The sequence below is a fragment of the Enterobacter cloacae complex sp. IR5450 genome (assembly GCF_049238665.1).
Classification (GTDB): domain Bacteria; phylum Pseudomonadota; class Gammaproteobacteria; order Enterobacterales; family Enterobacteriaceae; genus Enterobacter; species Enterobacter hormaechei_C.
Map to the genome: position 1 here is coordinate 17028 of NZ_JBMKIC010000006.1, position 24267 is coordinate 41294.

Sequence of the window (24267 nt, forward strand, 5' to 3'; positions counted from 1 at the left end):
ACTCAGGCCAGTTTAATCATGATCATGCCGGCGAGCAGTAATACCAGCCCTATCCAGCCTTTATTGTTTAAACGCTGCCCGAACATAATCCAGCCTGCCGCCAGGGTGGCGGCAATACCGAAGCCACCCCACAGCGCATAGGCCACGGACAGATCGATGCCTTTCACCGCCTGCGACAGGGCGCTAAACGCCCCCAGAACCGCGGCAATCGATAACAGGCCGTAGGCTTTGCGACGAAAACCGTCGGAGAACTTCAGAAAGACGTTCGCAATAATTTCCAGAACGATGGCGAAAGCCAGCCAGGCCGCGTGGATCCATTCAAACTGCTGCATGGGTCTGCTCCTTCTGCTGTTTTGCCGGTTTGCGTGTACCCGATTTAATCAGCACGATACCCGCGACCAGGGTCGTCAGCCCGGCAATTTTCATTGTCGTCAGGGTTTCATCAAATAACATGACGCTAAACAGCGTAATTAATAAAATACCAACACCTTCCCACAATGCGTATGCCACGCCCAGCGCGATTTTTTTAACCGCGAAAGAGAGGAAAATATAGGAAAGCGTAATCATGACCAGCATCAAAATAAAACCGGTGCTGCCATCACTCACGCTCGCCCATTTCATCGACAAGGTGCCGGTAATTTCAGCGACGATCGCCAGAGCTAATAAAATCCAGTAAAACATGTTTTTTCTCCTGCTTGAGAATATAATCCATCGAGGCTCACTGCGGACAGCAAACCAAAAAATTGGGAATTAAATCAGTTAGCTAAGCGCATAGCGCCAGCTCAGGCAGAAGACGTGACTATAGCGCGGAACGCCAGTGTTGCTCACCAGAAAGCAGGCAGAGGGAGGTTGAAAACAGAGCAGAGTTGTTTGAAAAATACGTCCTGAACAAATTGTCCATAAAATTACAATTATCCGCGGTGTTGCTTCTCGTCTTTGCGGATGAAAATTGTCCTCGGTAGTTGAACACGCCTGATTTGTATCATAAGCCAGGAATTTACTCAAAGCCTTTTCATTTCTTTACCCAGTCTGTTTGATTTTGGTTAGTTTTTTTAATCCGCTTTCCCCTCTATTATAAATAAAAAACTGTTCAGGAACGTCCATGGCCAAACCTATTATCACCCTCAACGGGCTTAAGATCGTCATCATGCTGGGCATGCTGGTGATCATTCTGACCGGCGTTCGTTTTGCGGCCGATATCATCGTGCCTTTTATCCTGGCGCTTTTTATCGCGGTGATCCTCAATCCACTGGTGCAGCGAATGGTGCGGCTGCGCATCCCGCGTGTGCTGGCGATAAGCCTGCTTATCAGTATTATTATCGTTGCGATGGTGCTGTTAGTCGCCTATCTGGGAACCTCCCTGAACGAGCTGGCGCGGACGCTACCGACATACCGCTCTTCCCTGGCGACCCCGCTGCTGCAAATTGAACCCTGGCTGCAACGCGCGGGTATCGAAGTCTCGGTTGAGGAACTGCTTAAATACATCGATCCGAATGCCGCCATGACGATTGTCACCAGCCTGCTGGCACAACTCTCCAACGCCATGACCTCAATTTTCCTGCTGTTCCTGACGGTTGTGTTTATGCTGCTGGAAGTTCCACAGCTGCCTGCAAAGCTCCAGCACATCATGGTGCGTCCGGTAGAGGGAATGGGCGCCATTCAGCGCGCGCTCGACAGCGTTTCACGCTATCTGGTGCTGAAAACGGCCATCAGCCTGGTGACGGGATTAGTGGTCTGGGGGATGCTCGCCGCGCTGGATGTGCGTTTTGCCTTCGTCTGGGGGCTGCTGGCCTTTGCGCTCAACTATATTCCTAACATCGGCTCCGTGCTGGCGGCGATCCCCCCTATCCTTCAGGTGCTGGTTTTCAGCGGTTTGTATGATGCCCTGATTCTGCTGGCAGGCTATCTGGTGATTAACCTTGTCTTCGGGAACATTCTTGAACCACGGATAATGGGACGCGGGCTGGGGCTTTCAACCCTTGTAGTGTTCCTGTCCCTGATTTTCTGGGGCTGGCTGCTCGGGCCTGTCGGCATGCTGCTCTCCGTTCCGCTGACAATTATTGTCAAAATTGGCCTCGAGCAGACCGCCGGTGGACAAAGTATCGCTGTACTGCTGAGCGACATGAGCCATAAGGCCGATTAATTGTCCATCGACAGCATGGGCTTGCCCGTTCTTCCCGCTTCGCGATAGTTGCCTACTGCCCGCTGCCATTCCGACAGCGGGTAGAGGGTGACATCGCTGCACTGACTGGCGCGCAGTTTAGGCCAGATGCGCCGAAACTCCGCCTGCCACGCCTCAGCGCTCAGCGCGTCCAGATAGTTACGAATGTGAAACCACGCCACGCGCGGCAACGGCCGCTGCTGCCGGAAGGTCTGCCCGGAGAGCAGCCCGTAGCAGACAAAGGTGCCGGTTTCGGGCATCACGCTCAGGATCGTCTCCGCCAGGCTGCCGCCCGTGGCGTCGTACACCACGTCTGCGCGCGCGGCGGCAGCGTTGACGGCGGCCATATCGTGTTGCGCAATCGGGACGATCCCCTTTTCAGCCAGACGTTGAGCGTGCACGGGCGAGCGATGGATCCCGTAAACCGCCTCTGCACCCGCCTGGCGTGCCCATTGCCCGAGCAGAACGGCGCAGTCAGAACCGGCAGCGGTGAGCAGCACCGTTTTCCCGACCGGAGGATAGCGGTCCAGCATCATCTGTGCGGCAAGCGGATTGATATACGCCCGCGCGGCAAGAAGCGAGTCGACGTCGTCCGGGACGGGAACCGCATACGCCGCCGGGCAGTCGACATAGCGCTGCCAGGTTCCCTGCCCCCGTAACGGCAGGACCCGCTTGCCCAGCAGCGCCGGATAAGCGGCGGGCGTTTCGGTCACTATTCCGACCCCTTCATAACCGGCTATCGCAGGCAGCGGCGTGCGATGGCGATATGCCCCGGTGATGGGGATGAGATCGGAGGCGTTCACCGGAGAAAAAAGCATGCGCACACGTATCTCTCCCGGCTGTCGCGGGGACAATGGTGTGGTTTCCGCTTGCAGTACCGATTCAGGCTCACCAAACCGGCGATACCAGAGGGCCAGATTACGCATTGCGATCGCGCCATCCCATTTCCGGTGCGACATGTTTCAGGATGGACTCGATCACATGTGCGTTGTATTCCACGCCCAGCTGATTCGGCACGGTAAGCAACAGCGTATCCGCTTCCGCGATCGCTTCATCCTTTTTCAACTGTTCAATCAGCTTGTCTGGCTCTGCGGCATAGCTGCGTCCGAAAATGGCCCGCGTTTTCTCATCCAGATAACCCACGCTGTCGCTCTCATTGCGGCTTGAACCGAAATACATCCGGTCGCGTTCGTCCATCAGGGCAAAAATACTGCGGCTGACCGAAACGCGTGGCTGACGGGTATGCCCTGCCTCAGCCCAGGCCTGTCGGTAGGCACGGATCTGTTTTGCCTGCTGAATATGGAACGGCTCGCCGGTTTCATCATCTTTCAGCGTTGAGCTTTGCAGGTTCATCCCCAGTTTTGCCGCCCATACTGCCGTTGCATTAGAGCCAGCCCCCCACCAGATACGATCGCGTAAGCCTTCTGAATGCGGCTCCAGACGCAACAATCCCGGCGGGTTTGGGAACATCGGCTGTGGGTTAGGCTTCGCAAACCCTTCACCGCGTAATACATCAAGCAGTACCTCAGTGTGGCGGCGCGCCATATCAGATTCGGTTTCCCCTTCCTGCGGCACGTAACCAAAATAACGCCAGCCATCAATCACCTGCTCCGGGGAACCCCGGCTGATACCAAGCTGTAATCGCCCGCCGGAGATGAGATCTGCCGCGCCAGCATCTTCCGCCATATACAGCGGATTTTCATACCGCATGTCGATCACGCCCGTCCCGATTTCGATACGTTTGGTTTTCGCGCCTATTGCCGCCAGCAAGGGGAATGGCGAACTGAGCTGGCGGGCAAAGTGGTGCACACGGAAATAAGCCCCGTCCGCGCCCAGCTCTTCGGCTGCGACCGCCAGATCGATGGACTGTAGCAGCGTGTCAGCCGCGGTTCGCGTGCCGGACTGGGGTGACGGCGTCCAGTGACCAAACGACAAAAATCCAATCTTTTTCATAGTGGAGTATCCTGATAAAGCATTGCGTTATCCCTACTCTACGCATTAACGGATGAGAATAAATGGTGATTATTTAACGGAATGCTTCAAATAAACTGACAGAAAGACGCAAATCGCAGGCTGCCTTCCCGCAGAGGAGGCATTCTCCTGACATCTCATAATGGGATATAGTGTGAACTATTCTCTTTTTAACAGGTAACATCAGCAATGGCTCTGATCCCCAAAAACTACGCACGGCTGGAAAGCGGCTACCGTGAAAAAGCGCTAAAAATCTACCCCTGGGTTTGTGGACGCTGCTCGCGTGAGTTTGTTTATTCAAATCTTCGTGAACTCACGGTTCACCATATCGACCACGATCACACCAATAACCCGGAAGATGGCAGTAACTGGGAGCTGTTGTGCCTGTTTTGTCACGATCACGAGCACTCAAAGTACACCGAAGCGGATCAGTATGGCACCACCGTTGTCGCGGGTGAGGATGCGCAAAAAGACGTGGGTGTCGCCACGTTTAACCCCTTTGCCGATCTCAAGGCGATGATGGACAAGAAGAAGTAATATCGACGGCTTCACTGCCCATACCTGCCGTATGGGCACTTATATTCCTTAAACATTTCATTAAATACCCTTTCCGCCAGATTTGCCTCGCCGCCATTCTGAATATAACCCTCTTCCTCCTGCACCCGTACGACGTCACTCCTCGTTCCCCCTTGATCTTTGCTATCAATATACAATACTGTATATAAATACAGTATTTATTAACGGTGATCATAATGCAGTTTTTCACCCCACCTGGCGATACCAGAGCGAGCTGACCATGTTTGCACTGTGTGATGTGAACGCTTTCTATGCTTCCTGTGAAACGGTTTTTCGCCCGGACCTGAAGGGACGACCGGTGGTCGTGTTGTCCAATAACGATGGGTGCGTCATCTCTCGCTCCGCTGAAGCCAAACCCTTTGTGAAAATGGGTGAACCGTACTTCAAACAGAAAGATCGCTTCAGGCATCATGGCGTGGTTTGTTTAAGCAGTAATTATGAACTTTACGCGGATATGTCCAACCGGGTAATGAACACGCTTGAAGAGATGTCGCCTCGTAGCGAAATATACTCCATTGATGAGATCTTTTGCGATCTTACCGGGGTACGTAATTGTCGCGATCTTTCCGATTTTGGGCATGAAATGAGAGCGACCGTACTGCAACGCACCCATCTGACCGTCGGGGTGGGCATCGCACCCACAAAGACGCTGGCGAAACTGGCAAATCACGCGGCAAAACGCTGGCAGCTCCAGACGGGAGGCGTTGTTGATTTATCCAATGTGGATCGTCAGAGAAAGCTGATGGCGGCGCTACCCGTCGAAGACGTTTGGGGTGTAGGACGTCGCATAGCGAAGAAGCTTGAGATGATGGGGATTAAGACCGTCCTGCAACTGGCAGACACCGATATCCGGTTCATAAGAAAACATTTCAATGTCGTGCTGGAGAGAACGGTGCGTGAATTACGGGGCGAACCGTGTCTTGAACTGGAAGAGTTTGCCCCGGTAAAGCAAGAAATCGTCTGTTCGCGCTCGTTTGGCGAACGCATCACCGAATATGACGATGTACGCCAGGCCATCTGTAGTTATGCCGCCCGGGCAGCAGAAAAACTTCGCAATGAGCATCAGCATTGCCGCTTTATCTCCGTATTTGTTAAAACCTCGCCCTTCGCGCTTAACGAGCCATATTATGGCAATAGCGCGTCGGTAAAACTGCTCACCCCAACCCAGGATAGCCGGGATATTATCGGCGCATCAGTTCGTTGTCTGGATGCGGTCTGGAAGAACGGCCATCGGTACCAGAAAGCCGGAGTGATGCTGGGAGATTTTTATAGCCAGGGCGTCGCGCAACTTAATCTGTTTGACGACAACGCCCCCAGGAAAAACAGCCAAAAGTTAATGGATGTATTAGACCATCTGAATGCTGAAAATGGCCGTGGCACGCTTTACTTCGCGGGACAGGGTATACAGCAGCCGTGGCAGATGAAACGGGAAATGCTTTCACCCCGCTACACCACCCGCTTTGCGGATCTCCTCACTGTTAAGTGATATTAACAATTGCTGCTAAGTTGTAATTTTCCCCTTGCCGGACCGGACAAATCGGTTATCGTGCCAGGCAACTTTCGCAGCAATAAAAGACAGTGGGATGCGCTATGGCGATTTTTGATGGTCACAATGACCTGTTGCTTAATTTATGGCTTCACCATCGCCAGGATCCGGTAACGGCCTTCTTCTCCGGCATTGAAAACGGACACCTCGATTATCCGCGCATGCAGCAAGGCGGATTTTCCGGCGGGCTGTTCGCGCTGTTCGTGCCGCCGCAGGAGTATATCGCCCGCATGGCGCCACAATACGCCTGCGAGCCGTGGCAGCCGGTCGACATTCTCTGGCAGCAGCTGACGATCCTTAAGCAGCTTGTCGCCCACTCCGACGGCCGGGCGCGATTGTGCCTGAGCGCGGCGGATATCGAACGCTGCCGTCAGGATAAGGTGCTGGCGATGGTAGCGCATATTGAGGGCGCGGGCGGTTTTGACGGCGAGGGAGGCGATCTACAGGCTTTCTATGCCGCCGGGGTGCGTAGCATTGGGCCTTTCTGGAACATTGCTAACCGTTTTGGCACCGGCGTTAACGGGGTGTTTCCCGGCAGCCCGGACAGCGGCCCAGGGCTTACCGCAGAGGGTATCGCCCTCATTAAGCACGCTAACGCCCTGAACATGCTGATTGACGTTTCGCATATGAATGAAAAGGCGTTCTGGGATACCGCTCGTCATTCCTCATCACCGCTGGTCGCCACCCACTCCAACGCCCATACGCTGTGCCCGCAACCGCGCAATCTGACCGATCGGCAGCTGCTGGCTATCCGCGACAGCGGCGGCGTGGCTGGCGTCAATTTCGGCAACGCGTTTCTGCGCGCCGACGGTAAACGCGATAGCGATACCCCGCTGAGTACGATTGTTCGCCATATCGACTATCTTATTAACATCATGGGTGACGATCATGTCGCGCTGGGCTCCGATTTTGACGGTATTACGTTGCCTGATGACTTACACGATGTGAGTGGTTTACCACGGCTAATCAGCGCGTTGCGTGACAGCGGCTATGATCAATTTGTGCTGAATAAGCTGCTGTGGGGTAACTGGCAAAAGGTATTGCAAAATGTTTGGCAACAATAGGTTACGTTGTAAACATTAAGTTAATTCCTTACATCTTTCGGGTTGAGCTTTGCCCTCCTGTGACGCATTATTTGATGACCATCACAAAACTGGCACAAACAATGGCGTTGGTGCTGCATTTTTAAAGAGGAAAAAACGATGTGGAAGAAACCTGCTTTTATTGATTTACGTCTTGGCCTGGAAGTGACCCTGTACATTTCCAACCGCTAATCGCTCTGCCCGCCATCCGTGCGGGCATTTTTGTTTGACTACCTGGCCCATCTTCATGTTTATTAAAGTCCTCGGTTCCGCCGCTGGCGGTGGTTTCCCCCAGTGGAACTGTAACTGCGCCAACTGTCAGGGTTTGCGCGACGGTACCCTTCAGGCGACCCCTCGCACCCAGTCGTCGATCATCGTCAGTGATAACGGCAAAGAGTGGGTGCTGTGTAACGCCTCCCCCGATATCAGCCAGCAGATTGCCCATACGCCAGAACTGAATAAGAAAGAGGTTCTGCGCGGCACGCATATTGGCGGCATTATTCTCACCGATAGCCAGATTGACCACACCACCGGGCTGCTCAGCCTGCGCGAAGGGTGCCCACATCAGGTATGGTGTACGCCGGAGGTGCATGAAGATCTTTCCAGCGGATTCCCGATTTTTACCATGCTCCGGCACTGGAACGGCGGCCTTATTCATCACCCGATTGCGCCGCTCACCGCCTTTAGCGTGGAAGCCTGCCCTGATTTGCAGTTTACCGCTGTCCCCATCGCCAGTAACGCACCGCCCTATTCGCCGTGGCGCGACCGCCCGCTGCCGGGGCATAACGTGGCGCTGTTTATCGAAAACCGCCGCAACGGTCAGACGCTGTTCTACGCGCCGGGTCTCGGTGAACCCGATGACGCTATCCTGCCGTGGCTCAAAAAGGCGGACTGTCTGCTGATTGACGGCACCGTCTGGCAGGACGATGAACTCCAGGCCACCGGCGTCGGGCGCAATACCGGCCGCGACATGGGCCATCTGGCGCTCGGCGATGAACACGGCATGATGGCGCTGCTGGCCTCGCTGCCGGCAAAGCGCAAGATTCTGATCCACATTAATAACACCAACCCGATCCTTAACGAGCAGTCGCCGCAGCGTCACGCCCTTGCGCAGCAGGGAATAGAAGTGAGCTGGGACGGGATGAACATCACGCTTCAGGACTAACTATGCACATTCGCGAAACGCTCTCGCCGCAAGAGTTTGAGCACGCCCTTCGGGCGAAAGGCGCCTACTATCATATTCACCATCCGTACCATATCGCGATGCATAACGGCGAGGCCAGCCGCGAGCAGATCCAGGGCTGGGTGGCGAACCGGTTTTACTACCAGACGACGATCCCACTGAAAGACGCGGCAATTATGGCGAACTGCCCGGATCCGCACACGCGTCGCAAATGGGTGCAGCGGATCCTCGATCACGACGGCAGCAACGGTCATGACGGCGGTATCGAAGCCTGGCTACAGCTGGGCGAAGCCGTGGGGCTCAGCCGCGAGGACTTAATCAGCGAACGCCACGTGCTGCCCGGCGTCCGTTTCGCCGTCGACGCTTACGTTAACTTCGCCCGCCGCGCCAACTGGCAGGAGGCTGCATGCAGTTCGCTCACCGAACTGTTCGCCCCGCAAATCCATCAGTCGCGTCTCGACAGCTGGCCACAGCACTACCCGTGGATCAAAGAGGAAGGCTATTTTTATTTCCGCAGCCGCCTCAGCCAGGCCAGCCGCGACGTTGAACATGGTCTGGAGCTGGCGAAGCGTTATTGCGATAGCGCGGAAAAGCAGAATCGGATGCTGGAGATCCTTCAGTTCAAACTCGATATCCTGTGGTCGATGCTCGACGCGATGACCATGGCCTACGCGCTACAGCGTCCGCCTTATCACACGGTCACCGACAAAGCGGCCTGGCACACAACCCGACTGGTATAAGCATGCAAAAAAACTCCATCGTCGCCTTTCGTCGCGGCTATCGCCTGCAATGGGAAGCCGCTCAGGACAGCCATGTCATCCTCTATCCGGAAGGCATGGCTAAACTCAATGAGACCGCCGCCGCGATCCTCGAACTGGTCGATGGCCAACGCGACGCGGCGGCCATCATTGCCATACTCAACGAACGGTTCCCGGAAGCCGGCGGCGTGGATTACGACGTCGTAGAATTCCTGCAAATTGCTTATCAACAGAAGTGGATTATTTTCCGTGAGCCAGAATAAACCTGCCGTCAATCCACCGCTGTGGCTGCTGGCGGAGCTGACCTATCGCTGTCCGCTACAGTGTCCTTACTGCTCTAACCCGCTGGACTTCGCCCGGCAGGATCAGGAGCTGACCACTGAACAGTGGATTGAGGTTTTCCGCCAGGCGCGGGCGATGGGCAGCGTGCAGATAGGTTTTTCCGGCGGCGAACCGTTGACGCGTAAGGATCTGCCGGAGCTGATCCGCGCCGCCCGCGATCTCGGTTTTTATACCAACCTGATCACCTCGGGAATTGGCCTGACGGAAAGCAAGCTCGACGCATTCAGCGAGGCCGGTCTGGACCATATCCAGATTAGCTTCCAGGCCAGCGATGAAGTGCTCAACGCTGCGCTGGCGGGGAATAAAAAAGCCTTCCAGCAGAAGCTGGCGATGGCCAAAGCGGTTAAAGCGCGCGATTACCCGATGGTGCTGAATTTCGTCCTGCACCGGCATAATATCGATCAGATCGATAAAATCATCGAACTGTGCATCGAGCTGGACGCCGACGACGTCGAACTTGCCACCTGCCAGTTCTACGGTTGGGCGTTCCTTAATCGTCAGGGGCTTCTGCCGACGCGGGAACAGATTGCCCGCGCGGAACGCGTGGTTGCCGAATATCGGCAAAAAATGGCCGCCAGCGGCAATCTGACCAACCTGCTGTTCGTCACCCCCGATTATTACGAAGAGCGGCCAAAAGGCTGTATGGGCGGCTGGGGGTCGATTTTCCTCAGCGTGACCCCGGAAGGCACGGCGCTGCCCTGCCACAGCGCGCGCCAGCTGCCGGTGGATTTCCCGTCGGTGCTTGAGCAGAGTCTGGAATCCATCTGGTATGACTCTTTCGGCTTCAACCGCTATCGCGGGTTTGACTGGATGCCGGAGCCGTGCCGCTCCTGCGATGAAAAAGAGAAAGACTTCGGCGGCTGCCGCTGCCAGGCCTTTATGCTCACCGGGAATGCGGATAACGCCGATCCGGTGTGCAGCAAATCGCCGCATCATCATAAAATCATCGAGGCGCGACGCGAAGCAGCCTGTAGTGATATGAAGATCGGTCAGCTTCAGTTTCGCAACCGAACCCGTTCTCAGCTTATCTATAAAACCCGGGAACTGTAACGATAATGACCATCCGCATCGTGGAACTGGCAGGCGGTTTACGCGCAACGCTGGTGCATCAGCCGCAGGCGACACGCGCGGCGGCGCTGGCGCGCGTGAGTGCCGGAAGCCATCACGAGCCACCACGCTTCGCCGGTCTTGCGCATTTGCTTGAGCACCTGCTGTTCCGCGGTAGCCAGCGCTATCGGGGCGATGATCGACTCATGGCCTGGGTCCAGCGGCAGGGCGGCAACGTCAATGCCACCACGCTGGCTCGCCACAGCGCTTTTTTCTTCGAGGTTGCCGCCGAAAACCTGTCCGACGGCGTCGCGCGACTGCGGGATATGTTGCAGGCGCCGCTGCTTTCCCGGCTGGACATCCAGCGCGAAGTGGCGGTCATTGATGCGGAAAACCGGCTTATCCAGCAGCATGATGCCGCCCGGCGCGAAGCCGCGGCGCGCCACGCGATGGAACAACCGGAGGTTTTTCGCCGTTTTCAGGTGGGTAGCCATGATTCTCTGGGGCAAGACACGGGATCGCTGCACGCCGCGTTGCGCGACTTTCATCGCCGCTATTATGTGGCCGGACACCTGCAATTGTGGCTACAGGGACCGCAAACGCTGGATGCGTTAGCCGAGCTTGCCCATACGTTTGCGACAGGTTTTGCTTCAGGTGGCGTGCCTGAAGCCGCCCCCCCGTTACGCCTTAGCGCTGAAGCAGATTATCAGCTGGCAGTGACGGAGCGACCCGCGCTGTGGCACTGTCCGTTGATCCGAAAAAGTGACAACGTCACCTTGCTTCGGGAATTTTTGCTGGACGAGGCCCCCGGAAGCCTGATTGACGGGCTGCGGGCGCGCGGGCTGGCAGAAGAGGTATCGCTGGACTGGCTTTATCAGGATGACGATTACGGCTGGCTGGCGCTAACGCTTGACGGCGAACGGCCCGAGGCCATAGACGCGCAAATCACGCGCTGGCTGCGGGCCCTACAGCAAACGACGCAAGAGCAACAGCGGCATTATTATCGGCTGGCACAGCAGCGCTTTAGCGCCCTGTCGGCCCTTGACCAGCTTCGCCAGCGGGCGTTTGGTTTTGCGCCCGGCGCGGCGCCGGTTGATTTTTCCGCCTTCTGTGCCGACTTACTGGCGGCGCCCACCTCATATCTGGCCTGCAAAAAAATGGAAGCCGCCGGGACAATTTCCAGCCAGGGATTTGCCCTGCCGCTTAGCCACTGGCGTCGCCAGCCGGTTGCGGATGAGAGCCCCATCGCGTTTTCCTTCTACCCGCAGGCTGCCCAATATTCTGCCCCAGCCCTGACGCCAGAAGCCGTTCCGCTGCTGCATTTACCGGCGCAGGTACAACCGCCGACGTTGATCCTCCGCAAGCCTTTTTATTCGCGCGTAAGCGAGTCACAGGGGGTGGCGATCGGCAAACAATTACGCCCTCTTCTGGCTGAAATGCGCCATATCGGCGGCAGCGGCGAGTGGCAAACGGTTGACGGTAGCTGGCAGCTAACCCTGCGGCTTCCTGACGCCGTGGTGATGGCGGAACCCATCATCGGGGCGATAATCGATCGCCTCTCCCGCCCCACACCGGCTATTACGCCTGCGCCAGATGGCATTGCGATCCGTCAGTTGCTTAAGCAATTGCCTGAACGACTGGCATCGGAACCGTCACGGAATGGCTGGCTGGCGGCGTTAGCTGGCGGCAGCGCCGGACACGCGCACGGGTTAGCCCGGCAGCTTGGCCTGCTCCGGGCGCCGGTTAACGCTAAGCCGTTGCCGTTAAGCGATTGTCCCGGCGGGGTCGAACACATTCCGCACGCCAGCGCGGATTCGGCGCTGCTGGTGTTTATTCCCCTGCCGCCGGGTGCGTCGCTCGCCGCGCTGCGGCTGCTGGCGTTATGCTGCGAACCGCGATTTTTCCAGCGCCTGCGCGTGGAACAGCAGATTGGCTACGTGGTCAGCTGTCGTTATCAGCGTATTGCCGATCGCGATGGCCTGCTGCTGGCGTTACAGTCGCCTGATCGTTCTCCCGTGAACCTGTTGGGTTGCTGCAAACGATTTTTGCGAGAGCTGACGCTGTGCGATGAATCCGAGTTCAGCCTATTGCGACAGCAGCTGGCGACGCAGATCCGCTCACCGATGGATGCCAGCGCCACGGCAGTGGCCGCCCTGCGCCAGCGCTATGGTTTGCCGGTGTTAACGCCGCAGGCTATTGATGCCCTGCAACCTGACGAGATAGTCGCGCTATGGCGCGAGATGACTCGCCGTCGCCGTCGCTGGCGGGTGCTTTTCACGGGCTGACCGGAACCGCAGCTTTCTTCCTGTGCGTGGTTTTTAGTCAAAAAAAAGCCCCGTACTACGACGGGGCCAGGCTGCTTATTTCGCTGTTATTTATCCAGCGCGTAGGCAATCACGTAGTCACCACGATCCGGCGACTGGCGTGCACCGCCAGCAGAGATCAGAATGTACTGTTTGCCGGTTTTCGGTGATACATAGCTGATAGGTCCGCCCTGGCTACCCACCGGGAGACGCGCTTTCCACACTTCTTCCCCCGTAGAGGAATCAAAGGCGCGCAGGTAGTAATCCTGGGTTCCCGCAATGAAGACCAGACCGCCCTGCGTGGCCAGCGTACCGCCCAGCGTCGGCATACCGACAGGCATCTGCATACGCATTTTTACCCCAAACGGACCGGTATCCTGAACGGTACCGACCGGCACCTGCCAGACGATTTTCTGTGTTTTCAGGTCAATCGCAGAGAGAGAGCCAAACGGTGGTTTCTGGCACGGAATACCCAGCGGTGACATGAAACGGTTTTTGTTGACCGAATACGGCGTTCCTTTCATCGGAACAGCGCCCATACCGGCGTTCACGGCTTCACCGCCCGTGTTTGCCACTGCGCTTTGCGGATCTTGTTTAATCAGCTGGACCCACAGACCCAGACGCATGTCGTTGACGAAGATGTACTGGTTGTTCGGATCCGTGGACAGACTACCCCAGTTCATTCCCCCCAGCGAGCCCGGGAAGCTCAGGGAAATATCGGTCCCCGGCATCGTGTACAGACCGTCATAACGCATTGATTTGAAGCTGATACGACAGGCCAGCTGGTCAAACGGCGTCGCCCCCCACATATCCGATTCTTTCAGGGTTTCCGCGCCAATCTGCGGCATCCCCACAGAGCGCGGCTGCGTTGCCGGGTACTGTTCACGTGGAATATCCGCTGGTTTTACCGGAACCTCTTTCACTTCAGTGAGCGGTTTACCCGTCAGGCGATCAAGAACATAAATTTGCCCCGCTTTGGTGCCCACCACCACCGCGGGCTTGTTGCCCTCTTTTGTCGGGAAATCAACCAGGCTCGGCTGCATCGGGATATCGAAATCCCAGAGGTCGTTATGCACGGTCTGGTATACCCACTTCTCTTTCCCGGTAGTCGCATCCAGCGCGAGGATTGAGGTGGCGTATTTATGATCTTCCGGAATACGGTCAGCGCCCCACAGGTCGACGGAGGAACTCCCCATCGGGATAAACACGGTATTCATCGACGCATCCCAGGACATAGGGGCCCAGGAGTTTGCAGAGCTACGTTTGTAGTGTTCGCCCGGCTTCAGAACATAGTTCGGATCCGGATTACGCGGGTCGAACGCCCAGCGCAGCTGGCCGGTGATCACGTCATAACCACGTATAACGCCTCCCGGCATATCGGTGCTGACGTTATCCGCAACGCGGCCACCAACGACAACCGTCGTACCCGCCAGCGTCGGGGCCGACGTCAGCACGTAGGTGGGATCTGACGCGTCGCCCATCCCTTCATGCAGGTTAACGCTGCCGTTAGTACCGAAGTCCGGGCAGAATTTGCCGTTATCGGCGTCTAACGCGATCAGCTTACCGTCAATAGTATTCATCAGGATACGGCGCTGGCATGCAGCGCCCGGTGCGACCTGCGCTGGCAGAACCGGCGTGGAGCCCGCTACCGTTGGCTGTGCCAGCGGTTTGGTGGCATCAAAGTATGCCAGGCCACGGCAGCGCATCCAGATTGCAGATTTGGCGTTGATTTCCGCTTTCCAGATCTCTTTCCCACTATCGGCATCCACGGCGATCACGTTGTTATGCGGCGTACAGAGGAAGACACGATCGCCAACCTGTAGCGGCGTTTGCTGATCTTCTGCGCCATTGCCGTCCGGACTTTCCGGTACGTCACCGGTATGGTAGGTCCAGACCGGTTTCAGGTTTTTCACGTTGTCACGGGTTATCTGGTCCAGCGCCACAAAGCGACTACCGCCGGCCGTATTACCGTAGTGATCCCAGTTCTGCTGTTTCGCATCATCTTTTACCGGTACCAGCGGACGTTTTTCACCGCTAAACGGCACGGTCGGATGGGGTTGAAACATCTGAACAAAGGTGACGCCCATGGCAATAATAAGGACCGCGCAGACCCCCAGGGCCCCTTTTGCGCAGGACGGTTTTCCTTCACGTTTACGCAATGCAGGCCAGGTGGCAGCTGCCAGCACCATCAGCCCGGCGGGTACCATTAAACGGGAAACCAGCGGCCAGAAGTCGAGCCCGGCATCGAAAAATGCCCAAATCAGGGTGCCAAGAAACACCAGGGCAAACAGCCCCACGGCAGAGGACTTGCGGCGGAAGAACTGAATCGCAGAGAGCAGAGTGATAACCCCGGCGATGAGAAAATACCAACTCCCCCCCAGGGAAACCAGTTTAAAACCGCCGATAGCAAAAAAGAGCCCCGTTACAAGAAGTATCACACCCACCAGCAGGCACCACGGGCCTAACCAGCCGGATGAGCGGGGATTATTGTCTGACATAAAAATGAATCTCCTGATTACTTTATAACAGCAGGGTTTTATTGACTGCCACGATGCTAAAACCCTGCGTAACATCAATTGTTCGTGTGCGAATCATAAATTAAAATTATAATGTAGACAAAATGTATTCTGTCGGAAGAAAAGAAAACTCACTAAAGTGCAGGAACATAACAAAATAAAAAAAATGGGATATCACTCTGTAATTCGCCAATACCAGAATATTTGACCAGCAAGTTCCGGCTTATGCGATGAATATCAGGTTTGCCGACAAGACAGCTCAGGTGACGTAAGATTTTTGCATGATGAGAATTAACTTATTGCCTATTAATTAAGCTTCACAAACACGATCAGCTCGCGGATTTCACGATATACGTCACTACACCAAAGATATCGAGCGTATCGTCGTTGCCGACAATAATCGGTGAATAGGCGCTGTTCATGGGGTTGAGTTGAATATTGGGACGCAGCTGGAGGCGCTTCACGGTAAATTCGCCCTCTACCGCCGCAATCACGATATCGCCATGCTCAGGCTTGCGGGAACTGTCCACCACCAGCAAATCACCGTTATTGATCCCCCCTTCTATCATCGAGTCACCGGCGGCTTTGACAAAGTAAGTGGAGCTGGGATGGGCCACTAATAACTCGTTTAAATCGATACGCCGCTCTACATAATCCGCTGCCGGGCTGGGGAAGCCGCACTGTACTAAGTCGCTGAAAAGTGGAATAGCAACGATTTCACGCAACTCTGCGGGTCTGAAAAAGATCATGATAAACACCTCCATACTGTTTTTATATACAGTAGTTTTAACTGAGGTATCGATCAAGCCATGTCAGCGTAAGCGGCTGGCTACGCCTTAACCGCTTCGCTTATAACCCCCTATAGCAATGAAGATTATTTGTTTTGTAAATTTTTACGCACAGACAAGCGTAACGCGTCATAAAACATCACTACGTAATGACTTTCAAATGACTATAAAAACAAAACAAAGTAACCACAAATCACCCCACATACACTATACGTTGACTTTATATTTAGACTAGCGCATATTTTACAGCACAAATTAACAAGACAATTTTTGGAGGACGTTTTCTATGCCCGCCCGCGATTATCCCGATAAGCGTGTTGCTCGCGGTGTCGCAAAGGAGGCCGAACTCAGGATGTTAAGCGCGCGCATCGATCCTGCGCTGATGGAGTACATCCGCATTACTGCGTATGAAACACGGAAAAGTAAGCAGGAAATCGTGGCAGAAGCGTTAGCGCTTCACCGCCAAAGAAGTCAGATTGGATCATAAACAGCAAAAGCCCGAAAAATCCTCCGGGCTTTTGCTGGTATCGGGATTACCCCACCAGAGAATTTAACGTCTCCAGCGCCTCAGGCGGCAATACCAGATCGGCTGCCGCCAGGTTTTCACGCAGATGCGCCACCGATGAGGTTCCCGGGATCAAGAGGATATTTGGCGAGCGTTGCAGCAGCCATGCCAGCGCCACCTGCATCGGCGTCGCGCCCAGTGAATCCGCCACCGCCTGTAGTCCGGAAGATTGCAGTGGCGTGAAACCACCCAGCGGGAAGAACGGCACCCAGGCAATCCCCTGCTGCGCCAGCGAATCAACCAGCGCATCGTCACCGCGATTCACAACGTTGTACATGTTCTGTACGCACACCACGGAAACCATCTTCTGCGCTTCAGCAACCTGCGAAGCGGTGACGTTGCTCAGCCCAATATGACGAACCAGCCCCTGCTGTTGCAGCTCCGCAAGGGTGCTCAGCGGCGCGGCAATCGAGCCTTCCGCCGGTCCGTGGGCGCTAAACATGATCCGCAGGTTAACCACGTCCAGCACATCCCGCTTCAGGTTACGCAGGTTATCATGCACCGCCTGCGTCAGCTCCTGCGCGGAAAACGCCGGCAGCCAGGAGGCATCCTCGCCGCGTCGGGCTCCGATCTTGGTCACAATCGTAAGGTCGTCCCGGTACGGATGAAGCGCCTCGCAGATAAGCTGGTTGGTCACATGAGGTCCGTAAAAATCGCTGGTATCAATGTGATTCACACCCGACGCCACCGCTTCACGCAGCACCGCCAGCGCCGCATTTTTATCTTTTGGCGGACCAAAAACGCCAGGCCCGGCAAGCTGCATCGCGCCATAGCCAAATCGTTTAACCGTACGCGTTCCGAGCGTGAACGTTCCGCTTTTATCTATGCTGCTCATGCTGACCTTCCTCATAAAAAATGATCCGGATTTACAACAGGTTCCGCAACGAAACCATTAGTTAAGCAATAGTAAAATTAAAGTTTAAATTCGCTACGACGATAGTATTGATGTAACCCTGCCTCTTCTCTTACGGATGACCGCCATGCTGAAAAATCTGCACGTGATTACCGGTATTATCTTTGCCCTCACCATATTCTGTCTGCTGCAAGTTGTCACGGGAGGGTTGTTCTACTCTGCCGTTAACAACGATCGTCACAACTTTCAGAACTCCGGGTTACTCAATGCCCAACAGGAAAGCCTGAGCGACAGCGTTAACACGCTGGTGAAAACGCGCGTTACCGTTACCCGCGTGGCGATCCGCTACCTGAAAAACCAGCGCGATCCGGCCTCTCTCGCGGCGATCAACACGCTGCTGGGCACCGCCAACGGTTCGCTGGCCAAAGCCGAAGACTATTACAAAAACTGGCAGGCTATTCCGCAGGTGAAGGGCCAGCATGCCGCGCTCACCGAAGAGATGCAGAAAGCCTGGAAGCAAATGCACGAGGTGATGCGCTTGTCCATTGAGTATCTGCGCGCAGATAACTATCAGGCCTATGGCGACCTGGACGCCCAGCAGGCGCAGGATGAGATGGAGGCGGTCTATACCCGCTGGCGCGCTGAAAACAACGTTCTGCTGAAAGCCGCCGCCGAAGAGAACCAGAGCAGCTTTACCCAGATGCAGTGGACGCTGGCGGCGATCTTCCTGACCGTGATCGCCGTGCTGGTGGTGATCTGGCAGGGTTTACAGCACCTGCTCCTGAAACCGCTCAACGCCATCATGAACCATATTCGCACCATCGCGAGCGGCGATCTGACGCAAAATGTCGCGATTACCGGGCGCAACGAGATGGGCCAGCTGGCTGCTGGTCTGCACGAGATGCAGCAGTCGCTGGTGAGCACCGTCAGCGCCGTGCGCGGCAGCACAGATTCTATCTACACGGGCGCAGGAGAAATTGCCGCCGGAAGTAACGACCTTTCCGCCCGAACCGAGCAGCAGGCAGCCTCGCTGGAAGAGACCGCCGCCAGCATGGAAGAGCTGACAGCCACGGTGAAACAGAACTCGGATAACGCCCGCCAGGCGACGCTGCTGGCGAAGAATGCGTCTGAAACCGCCGCACGCGGCGGTCAGGTGGTGGATAACGTGGTGCGTACCATGAATGACATTGCCGACAGTTCTCAGCAAATTGCGCATATCACCGGCGTTATCGATAGCATTGCCTTCCAGACTAATATTCTGGCGCTCAACGCGGCGGTTGAAGCCGCCCGTGCCGGGGAACAAGGTCGCGGCTTTGCGGTCGTGGCAGGTGAAGTACGGACGCTGGCCAGCCGCAGCGCGCAGGCGGCAAAAGAGATCAAAGGGCTTATCGAGAACTCTGTCAGCCGGGTGAATACCGGCTCGGAACAGGTGAGCGAGGCGGGTGCGACCATGAAAGAGATCGTCGCGGCCGTGACGCGCGTAACCGATATTATGGCTGAGATTTCCTCGGCGTCTGACGAGCAGAGCCGCGGTATAGAGCAGGTCAGCCTGGCGGTCTCGCAGATGGACAGCGTCACGCAGCAAAACGCCGCGCTGGTACAGGAGTCGGCAACGGCGGCGGCGGCGCTGGAAGATCAGTCTGAACAGCTGCGTCAGGCCGTGGCGGCATTCCGGCTGAACGCTCAGGCATCGCCGGCGGCTCGCCCTAAAAACGTGAAAACGCCCGTACTGCTGCGCCCGTCAGCGGCAGGCGCGAATACAGCTGACGCGAACTGGGAAACCTTCTGAGTGACAGGCGGGCATCTCGCCCGCCTTCCTGATTAGCGGCTGCGCTTGGCGTGGCGTTCCCAGTTATCTCGCTTCGCATCCTCTGATTTACGCAACGAGACATAGCATGCTCCGCTGCCGCCGTGATGCGGCTGCGCTTCGCAAAAGGCCTGTACTTCGTCAAACTCGGTCAACCAGCGCGCAAGATAGCTGCGCACTACGTTAGGGTGCGACTGCTGTTCACGCCCTTTACCATGCACGATGATCAGGTTGCGTAGCCCGTCACGTCCGGCCTGGCGAATAAAGGAATAGACCAGCTGGCGGCATTGCTCCGCAGGCTGGCGTAACAGCGTTAAGCTGGCCTGACGGGAATATTTGCCGGAACGCAGCTTATCAAATACCCCCTGCTGTCCCCCTTCACGCTGGAACATCAGCGGCTCGTCAAGGGGCAACAGTTCCAGAAACCCCAGCGTCAGAAAGTTATCGAGCTGCTCAGTATCTATTTCCTGACGCGCCCGCGTGTTGCGGCTCTGCTGCCAGTGAATATCCGCGCAGCGTTTGAGCGGCTGGACATCCTCCATGGCGTCAAGAAAAAGTGATTTGTCGTCAGGGTTCATGGAAATCCTCCGGCTACATCTGAGTGATGTACTATACCTGCGCCCGTTGCGGGTCTCAATAACCCGGGCACGGGTACAAATAATGGCTTAAGGAACAGATAATCGCAGACGCAATGAATTTAATCTAACATTAACTTAAATTTCAGCCGTAATTAATTAAATAAATTACGTTAAAAAATCGTGAAATCAATCACTCAACGTCCTTCTCTTTTAAGAAAAAGCTGTTATAACTTAATAAACCTGCCCAATGGATAATGCATGTAGGATCCGCGAAAGGATGCACGACTGTGTGTTCTGTGGAGTCTGTCTGATGTCGGGCAGACTCTATTTTTTATTGTTGTTATTTTTATTAAATTAATTTCCTGGCCTCTCTTCGAAACTGCGTGATTAATGATTCGGCAAGCGGTGTCTGGCGAGAATCACGACGCTGAATTAAATAATATGCCGCTTTAGGCAGGGTTTCGACAACCGGCAGCATTATCAGACGGTGCGCCAGAAGCGGATCGCAGCCCAACTCCTGCGGTAAAATGCTGATGAAATCGCTTTGTGCGACGAGGCTAATACAGGAGGAAAAGGTCTCACAGACAACGCCAATTCGCGGTATTTGAGAGCGGTGATTAAAAGTATCCTGCAACTGCTTATAATAACTTCCCCGGGGCGTAGGCATTGTCCAGTTATATTGCAGAAGCTCATTAATTGAGGTCGCCCCTGTCGCCGGATGTCCTGCCCGACAAAATACGGCAAAAGGCTTTTCGAACAGCTTTTCAAACGTAAATTCGTGATCGTACGGCCCCTGATAATAGGTATTGATGGTAAAGTCCAGCTCACCCTGACGTAATTCATTAATCATCGACACCAGCTGGCCTTCCATAATCCGGACGTTGACCTGAGGATGCTGCGCATGAAAACGCGTAATGACGGCTGGCATCAGGCTGCGTGAAATGCTGGCTCCCATCCCAATATTGATCTGTCCGGCAAGCTCGCCCTGTCGCTGGCGGATGTCATCCTGCGCTGCACGCAGCTCTTCCAGAATCAAATTAGCGCGGTGATAAAACCCTTCCCCGCACTCGGTCAGCGCGACGCCTTTACTCCGGCGCACAAATAGCTGGGCCGCCATACCCTCCTCCAGCTCTTTAATGGATTTGGTCAGCGCGGGCTGCGAAAGATTAAGCGTCCGGCTGGCGCCGCGAATGCTGCCCTGACGCGCCACCTCGACAAACGCCCTGATTTGATGAAATTTAATCTGAAATGACATAACGAGACCGATAACCGTTGTTTATCAGAGTAAAGAAACTGTCATCTACTTTAATGGAAACGGATGTGCGAGGGTAATTCCTGAACGGTTAAAACTGTGAAAAAACGATTAGTGATAAGTAAAAACTATCACAGCGTGAAGCAGTTCACATATTTTAATGATGACAGGAAAAGATATGAACGCACTGGCGCAGTACATCCAGACATTAGCCCCACAAATGAGCGCATGGCGTCGCGATTTCCACCATTTCGCGGAATCCGGTTGGGTGGAGTTTCGCACTGCGGCAAAAGTGGCGGAGATCCTCGCCTCACTGGGTTACGAGCTGGCGATGGGTCGCGACGTGGTCGACGCTGAAAGCCGTATGGGACTGCCCGATGACGCCACCCTTTCGCGAGAGTTTGCCCGCGCCCGGGCGCAGGGCGCGCCGGAGAAATGGCTGGCGCCGTTTGAGGGCGGGTTCACCGGCATTGTCGCGACCCTGAATACCGGCCGCCCGGGCCCAACCCTGGCGTTTCGCGTGGACATGGACGCCCTTGATTTAAGCGAAGCGCTCGACGACAGCCATCGCCCGTTCCGCGACGGGTTTGCCTCCTGCAATCCGGGAATGATGCACGCCTGTGGCCACGACGGGCATACCACCATTGGTCTGGGGCTCGCGCAGGTGCTTAAGCAGCATGAAGCGCAGCTCAACGGCACCATCAAACTGATCTTCCAGCCTGCCGAAGAGGGTACGCGCGGCGCGCGCGCTATGGTCGCCGCAGGCGCGCTGGACGGCGTAGACTACTTTACCGCCATTCATATCGGAACCGGCGTTCCGGAAGGGACGGTGATCTGCGGCAGCGATAACTTCATGGCGACCACCAAATTTGACGTGCGCTATACCGGAGTCGCCGCACACGCTGGCGGTAAACCGGAAGAGGGCCGTAACGCCCTGCTTGCTGCTGCCCAGGCCGCTATCGCGCTGCATGGCATCGCGCCACACAGCGAAGGCGCGTCCCGGGTTAACGTCGGGGTCATGCAGGCGGGCAGCGGACGCAACGTGGTTCCGGCTGATGCGTTACTTAAGGTTGAAACCCGCGGCGAAAGCGAGGCCATTAATCAGTATGTCTTTGAGCGCGCGCAGGCGGTAATTACCGGCGCGGCGGCGCTCTATGGCGTAACAGCCGGGATAAACCTGATGGGGGCGGCGACCTCCAGCGTCCCTTCCCCGGCCTGGGTCGATTATCTGCGCGAGCAGGCAAGCCAGGTGCCCGGTGTGACTCATGCCATTAATAAGGTCAAAGCGCCTGCGGGCTCCGAAGACGCCACGCTAATGATGGCCCGCGTGCAGCAGAACGGCGGCATGGCCTCGTATATGGTTTTCGGCACCCAGCTGAGCGCCGGACATCACAACGAAAAATTCGATTTTGATGAGCAGGTGATGAACGTTGCCATCGAAACGCTGGCGCGAACTGCGCTTAATTTCCCGTGGACGCGAGGTGTGTAATGCAGGAGAACTACGCTTTTATCGCTGATGCCATCGACACGCGATGTCAGACGTTTACCGATATTGCCGACGACATCTGGGATCATCCCGAAACGCGCTTTGAAGAGTTCTGGTCCGCCGAACGCCTCGCCAGCGCGCTGGAAGCCGAGGGCTTTACCCTGACGCGGGAAGCCGGAGGCATTCCCAACGCCTTTATTGCCAGCTACGGCAGCGGCAAGCCCGTTATCGCCCTTCTGGGCGAATACGATGCCCTGGCCGGGCTAAGCCAGCAGGCACACTGCGCGACGGCGCAATCCGCCACCCCGGGGGCGAACGGCCACGGCTGCGGGCATAACCTCTTAGGCACGGCTGCCTTTGCCGGGGCGGTGGCGGTGAAAAGCTGGCTGGAACAGCACGGCGGCAGCGGAACGGTGCGTTTTTACGGCTGTCCCGGCGAGGAAGGCGGCTCCGGTAAAACCTTTATGGTGCGTGAAGGATTATTTGACGACGTGGACGCTGCCGTGACATGGCACCCGGAAGCCTTTGCCGGGATGTTTAACGTCAGCACGCTGGCCAATATTCAGGCCGCCTGGCGGTTTAAGGGGATCGCCGCCCATGCCGCTAACTCCCCACATCTGGGACGCAGCGCGCTGGATGCCGTGACGTTGATGACCACCGGCACAAACTTCCTCAACGAACACATCATTGAAAAAGCGCGCGTTCATTACGCCATCACCGATACCGGCGGAATTTCGCCTAACGTGGTGCAGGCCCAGGCCGAGGTGCTGTACCTGATCCGCGCCCCGGAGATGGCCGATGCGCAGCAGATCTACGCGCGCATCGAGAAAATCGCCCAGGGCGCGGCGATGATGACCGAAACCACCGTCGAGTGCCGCTTTGATAAAGCCTGCTCCAGCTATCTGCCGAACCGAACGCTCGAAGCGGCGATGTACCGCGCATTACAGCATTACGGCACGCCGGCCTGGACGGAAGAGGAACGCGAATTTGCCCGTGAAATCCGCGCTACGCTCACGGCAAACGACCTGCAAAACAGCCTGAAAAACATTGCCGCTACGGGGGCCGAAGAGGGAAAAGCGTTTGCCCGACGCCATCAGGAGACGTTGCTGGTGGATGAAGTTGCCCCTTACGCCATCACCGATAACGTGCTGGCAGGCTCCACCGATGTGGGAGATGTCAGCTGGAAGATGCCTGTCGCACAGTGCTTTAGCCCCTGTTTTACCGTGGGCACCCCGCTGCATACCTGGCAATTAGTGGCGCAGGGGCGTACCTCTATTGCCCATAAAGGCATGTTGCTGGCCGGAAAAGTGATGGGCGCGACCGCGCTGCATCTGTTTCAGGATGCCGAACTGTTGCGAAAATGCCGGGAAGAGTTCGAACAACACATAACAGAAAAACCGTACGAGTGTCCGATCCCGCAGGGCGTGACACCGTCACCTTTAAAATAAAAAAA

General features: G+C 55.9%; 24 protein-coding genes. 14 read left to right on the forward strand and 10 right to left on the reverse strand.

What is annotated here, in order from left to right:
- Nucleotides 1-2: 2 nt before the first annotated feature.
- From mdtI to ACOTYB_RS07125, 3 genes are all read right to left on the reverse strand, one after another.
- Complete coding sequence (gene mdtI, locus ACOTYB_RS07115) at nucleotides 3-332, reverse strand: multidrug/spermidine efflux SMR transporter subunit MdtI (RefSeq protein WP_003857463.1); 330 nt, start codon at nucleotides 330-332, stop codon at nucleotides 3-5.
- Entirely contained in the window at nucleotides 319-681 is a 363-nt protein-coding gene (gene mdtJ / locus ACOTYB_RS07120) for a multidrug/spermidine efflux SMR transporter subunit MdtJ (protein ID WP_003857465.1), read from the reverse strand. Before mdtJ ends, mdtI begins: the two co-directional genes overlap by 14 nt.
- 118 nt (nucleotides 682-799) lie before the next feature.
- Nucleotides 800-970, reverse strand: a complete 171-nt coding sequence (locus ACOTYB_RS07125; protein ID WP_006808891.1) for a hypothetical protein — start codon at nucleotides 968-970, stop codon at nucleotides 800-802.
- A gap of 132 nt (nucleotides 971-1102) precedes the next feature.
- Here ACOTYB_RS07125 and ACOTYB_RS07130 point away from each other — a divergent pair, with 132 nt between their 5' ends.
- Nucleotides 1103-2143: an AI-2E family transporter gene (locus ACOTYB_RS07130; protein ID WP_003857467.1), complete on the forward strand. Its 1041-nt coding sequence runs from the start codon at nucleotides 1103-1105 to the stop codon at nucleotides 2141-2143.
- Here the strand turns inward: ACOTYB_RS07130 and ACOTYB_RS07135 are convergent.
- Together ACOTYB_RS07135 and ACOTYB_RS07140 are read right to left on the reverse strand one after the other, a co-directional pair.
- Entirely contained in the window at nucleotides 2140-3087 is a 948-nt protein-coding gene (locus ACOTYB_RS07135; protein WP_045337356.1) for a zinc-dependent alcohol dehydrogenase family protein, read from the reverse strand. The genes ACOTYB_RS07130 and ACOTYB_RS07135 overlap by 4 nt on opposite strands.
- Nucleotides 3080-4114: an LLM class flavin-dependent oxidoreductase gene (locus ACOTYB_RS07140; RefSeq protein ID WP_003857470.1), complete on the reverse strand. Its 1035-nt coding sequence runs from the start codon at nucleotides 4112-4114 to the stop codon at nucleotides 3080-3082. Before ACOTYB_RS07140 ends, ACOTYB_RS07135 begins: the two co-directional genes overlap by 8 nt.
- A gap of 207 nt (nucleotides 4115-4321) precedes the next feature.
- Between ACOTYB_RS07140 and yajD the strand changes: the two genes are divergently transcribed.
- From yajD to pqqF, 9 genes are all read left to right on the forward strand, one after another.
- Complete coding sequence (yajD, locus tag ACOTYB_RS07145) at nucleotides 4322-4669, forward strand: HNH nuclease YajD (protein WP_003857471.1); 348 nt, start codon at nucleotides 4322-4324, stop codon at nucleotides 4667-4669.
- Nucleotides 4670-4928: 259 nt separating this feature from the next.
- Nucleotides 4929-6194, forward strand: a complete 1266-nt coding sequence (locus tag ACOTYB_RS07150; protein ID WP_409248934.1) for a Y-family DNA polymerase — start codon at nucleotides 4929-4931, stop codon at nucleotides 6192-6194.
- Between the two features lie 104 nt (nucleotides 6195-6298).
- On the forward strand, nucleotides 6299-7318 hold the full coding sequence (locus tag ACOTYB_RS07155; protein ID WP_048210390.1) for a dipeptidase: 1020 nt from the start codon (nucleotides 6299-6301) through the stop codon (nucleotides 7316-7318).
- Nucleotides 7319-7456: 138 nt separating this feature from the next.
- On the forward strand, nucleotides 7457-7528 hold the full coding sequence (gene pqqA, locus ACOTYB_RS07160) for a pyrroloquinoline quinone precursor peptide PqqA (RefSeq protein WP_002905689.1): 72 nt from the start codon (nucleotides 7457-7459) through the stop codon (nucleotides 7526-7528).
- A 55-nt stretch (nucleotides 7529-7583) separates the two neighbouring features.
- Nucleotides 7584-8501: a pyrroloquinoline quinone biosynthesis protein PqqB gene (pqqB, locus tag ACOTYB_RS07165; RefSeq protein WP_003857504.1), complete on the forward strand. Its 918-nt coding sequence runs from the start codon at nucleotides 7584-7586 to the stop codon at nucleotides 8499-8501.
- A 2-nt stretch (nucleotides 8502-8503) separates the two neighbouring features.
- Nucleotides 8504-9259: a pyrroloquinoline-quinone synthase PqqC gene (gene pqqC, locus ACOTYB_RS07170; protein WP_003857506.1), complete on the forward strand. Its 756-nt coding sequence runs from the start codon at nucleotides 8504-8506 to the stop codon at nucleotides 9257-9259.
- Between the two features lie 2 nt (nucleotides 9260-9261).
- Nucleotides 9262-9540, forward strand: a complete 279-nt coding sequence (gene pqqD, locus ACOTYB_RS07175; RefSeq protein ID WP_220153790.1) for a pyrroloquinoline quinone biosynthesis peptide chaperone PqqD — start codon at nucleotides 9262-9264, stop codon at nucleotides 9538-9540.
- On the forward strand, nucleotides 9527-10669 hold the full coding sequence (gene pqqE, locus ACOTYB_RS07180) for a pyrroloquinoline quinone biosynthesis protein PqqE (RefSeq protein ID WP_220153789.1): 1143 nt from the start codon (nucleotides 9527-9529) through the stop codon (nucleotides 10667-10669). Before pqqD ends, pqqE begins: the two co-directional genes overlap by 14 nt.
- 5 nt (nucleotides 10670-10674) lie before the next feature.
- Entirely contained in the window at nucleotides 10675-12951 is a 2277-nt protein-coding gene (gene pqqF / locus ACOTYB_RS07185) for a pyrroloquinoline quinone biosynthesis protein PqqF (protein ID WP_220153788.1), read from the forward strand.
- Nucleotides 12952-13037: 86 nt separating this feature from the next.
- Here pqqF and ACOTYB_RS07190 read toward each other — a convergent pair whose 3' ends face one another.
- The gene (locus ACOTYB_RS07190) at nucleotides 13038-15467 is read right to left on the reverse strand and encodes a glucose/quinate/shikimate family membrane-bound PQQ-dependent dehydrogenase (protein WP_003857512.1); all 2430 of its coding nucleotides are present in this window, start codon (nucleotides 15465-15467) and stop codon (nucleotides 13038-13040) included.
- Between the two features lie 347 nt (nucleotides 15468-15814).
- Entirely contained in the window at nucleotides 15815-16234 is a 420-nt protein-coding gene (locus ACOTYB_RS07195) for a translesion error-prone DNA polymerase V autoproteolytic subunit (protein WP_220153787.1), read from the reverse strand.
- A 325-nt stretch (nucleotides 16235-16559) separates the two neighbouring features.
- On the opposite strand from ACOTYB_RS07195, the gene ACOTYB_RS07200 reads away from it, so the two are divergent.
- Nucleotides 16560-16760: a hypothetical protein gene (locus ACOTYB_RS07200; RefSeq protein WP_003857516.1), complete on the forward strand. Its 201-nt coding sequence runs from the start codon at nucleotides 16560-16562 to the stop codon at nucleotides 16758-16760.
- A 46-nt stretch (nucleotides 16761-16806) separates the two neighbouring features.
- On the opposite strand, the gene ACOTYB_RS07205 is transcribed toward ACOTYB_RS07200, so the two are convergent.
- The gene (locus ACOTYB_RS07205) at nucleotides 16807-17673 is read right to left on the reverse strand and encodes an aldo/keto reductase family oxidoreductase (RefSeq protein ID WP_045142525.1); all 867 of its coding nucleotides are present in this window, start codon (nucleotides 17671-17673) and stop codon (nucleotides 16807-16809) included.
- A gap of 145 nt (nucleotides 17674-17818) precedes the next feature.
- On the opposite strand from ACOTYB_RS07205, the gene tcp reads away from it, so the two are divergent.
- A complete protein-coding gene (gene tcp / locus ACOTYB_RS07210) occupies nucleotides 17819-19480 on the forward strand; it encodes a methyl-accepting chemotaxis citrate transducer (protein WP_050871154.1) in 1662 nt (553 codons plus the stop codon).
- A 32-nt stretch (nucleotides 19481-19512) separates the two neighbouring features.
- Here the strand turns inward: tcp and smrA are convergent, their stop codons facing one another.
- Together smrA and ACOTYB_RS07220 are read right to left on the reverse strand one after the other, a co-directional pair.
- Complete coding sequence (smrA, locus tag ACOTYB_RS07215; RefSeq protein ID WP_409248933.1) at nucleotides 19513-20076, reverse strand: DNA endonuclease SmrA; 564 nt, start codon at nucleotides 20074-20076, stop codon at nucleotides 19513-19515.
- A 349-nt stretch (nucleotides 20077-20425) separates the two neighbouring features.
- Nucleotides 20426-21331, reverse strand: coding sequence for a LysR family transcriptional regulator (locus ACOTYB_RS07220; RefSeq protein WP_003857524.1), 906 nt, complete (start codon nucleotides 21329-21331; stop codon nucleotides 20426-20428).
- A 175-nt stretch (nucleotides 21332-21506) separates the two neighbouring features.
- Here ACOTYB_RS07220 and ACOTYB_RS07225 point away from each other — a divergent pair, with 175 nt between their 5' ends.
- Nucleotides 21507-22817, forward strand: coding sequence for a M20 family metallo-hydrolase (locus tag ACOTYB_RS07225; protein WP_220153785.1), 1311 nt, complete (start codon nucleotides 21507-21509; stop codon nucleotides 22815-22817).
- Nucleotides 22817-24262: a M20 family metallopeptidase gene (locus ACOTYB_RS07230; protein ID WP_220153784.1), complete on the forward strand. Its 1446-nt coding sequence runs from the start codon at nucleotides 22817-22819 to the stop codon at nucleotides 24260-24262. The genes ACOTYB_RS07225 and ACOTYB_RS07230 overlap by 1 nt, the downstream gene beginning before the upstream one ends.
- The last annotated feature ends 5 nt before the right edge of the window (nucleotides 24263-24267 follow it).

Coding starts and splice junctions, on each gene's coding strand:
- mdtI (WP_003857463.1), bottom strand. CDS start 332: ATGCAGCAGTTTGAATGGATCCACGCGGCCTGGCTGGCTTTCGCCATC.
- mdtJ (WP_003857465.1), bottom strand. CDS start 681: ATGTTTTACTGGATTTTATTAGCTCTGGCGATCGTCGCTGAAATTACC.
- ACOTYB_RS07130 (WP_003857467.1), top strand. CDS start 1,103: ATGGCCAAACCTATTATCACCCTCAACGGGCTTAAGATCGTCATCATG.
- ACOTYB_RS07135 (WP_045337356.1), bottom strand. CDS start 3,087: ATGCGTAATCTGGCCCTCTGGTATCGCCGGTTTGGTGAGCCTGAATCG.
- ACOTYB_RS07140 (WP_003857470.1), bottom strand. CDS start 4,114: ATGAAAAAGATTGGATTTTTGTCGTTTGGTCACTGGACGCCGTCACCC.
- yajD (WP_003857471.1), top strand. CDS start 4,322: ATGGCTCTGATCCCCAAAAACTACGCACGGCTGGAAAGCGGCTACCGT.
- ACOTYB_RS07150 (WP_409248934.1), top strand. CDS start 4,929: ATGTTTGCACTGTGTGATGTGAACGCTTTCTATGCTTCCTGTGAAACG.
- ACOTYB_RS07155 (WP_048210390.1), top strand. CDS start 6,299: ATGGCGATTTTTGATGGTCACAATGACCTGTTGCTTAATTTATGGCTT.
- pqqB (WP_003857504.1), top strand. CDS start 7,584: ATGTTTATTAAAGTCCTCGGTTCCGCCGCTGGCGGTGGTTTCCCCCAG.
- pqqC (WP_003857506.1), top strand. CDS start 8,504: ATGCACATTCGCGAAACGCTCTCGCCGCAAGAGTTTGAGCACGCCCTT.
- pqqD (WP_220153790.1), top strand. CDS start 9,262: ATGCAAAAAAACTCCATCGTCGCCTTTCGTCGCGGCTATCGCCTGCAA.
- pqqF (WP_220153788.1), top strand. CDS start 10,675: ATGACCATCCGCATCGTGGAACTGGCAGGCGGTTTACGCGCAACGCTG.
- ACOTYB_RS07190 (WP_003857512.1), bottom strand. CDS start 15,467: ATGTCAGACAATAATCCCCGCTCATCCGGCTGGTTAGGCCCGTGGTGC.
- ACOTYB_RS07195 (WP_220153787.1), bottom strand. CDS start 16,234: ATGATCTTTTTCAGACCCGCAGAGTTGCGTGAAATCGTTGCTATTCCA.
- ACOTYB_RS07200 (WP_003857516.1), top strand. CDS start 16,560: ATGCCCGCCCGCGATTATCCCGATAAGCGTGTTGCTCGCGGTGTCGCA.
- ACOTYB_RS07205 (WP_045142525.1), bottom strand. CDS start 17,673: ATGAGCAGCATAGATAAAAGCGGAACGTTCACGCTCGGAACGCGTACG.
- tcp (WP_050871154.1), top strand. CDS start 17,819: ATGCTGAAAAATCTGCACGTGATTACCGGTATTATCTTTGCCCTCACC.
- smrA (WP_409248933.1), bottom strand. CDS start 20,076: ATGAACCCTGACGACAAATCACTTTTTCTTGACGCCATGGAGGATGTC.
- ACOTYB_RS07220 (WP_003857524.1), bottom strand. CDS start 21,331: ATGTCATTTCAGATTAAATTTCATCAAATCAGGGCGTTTGTCGAGGTG.
- ACOTYB_RS07225 (WP_220153785.1), top strand. CDS start 21,507: ATGAACGCACTGGCGCAGTACATCCAGACATTAGCCCCACAAATGAGC.
- ACOTYB_RS07230 (WP_220153784.1), top strand. CDS start 22,817: ATGCAGGAGAACTACGCTTTTATCGCTGATGCCATCGACACGCGATGT.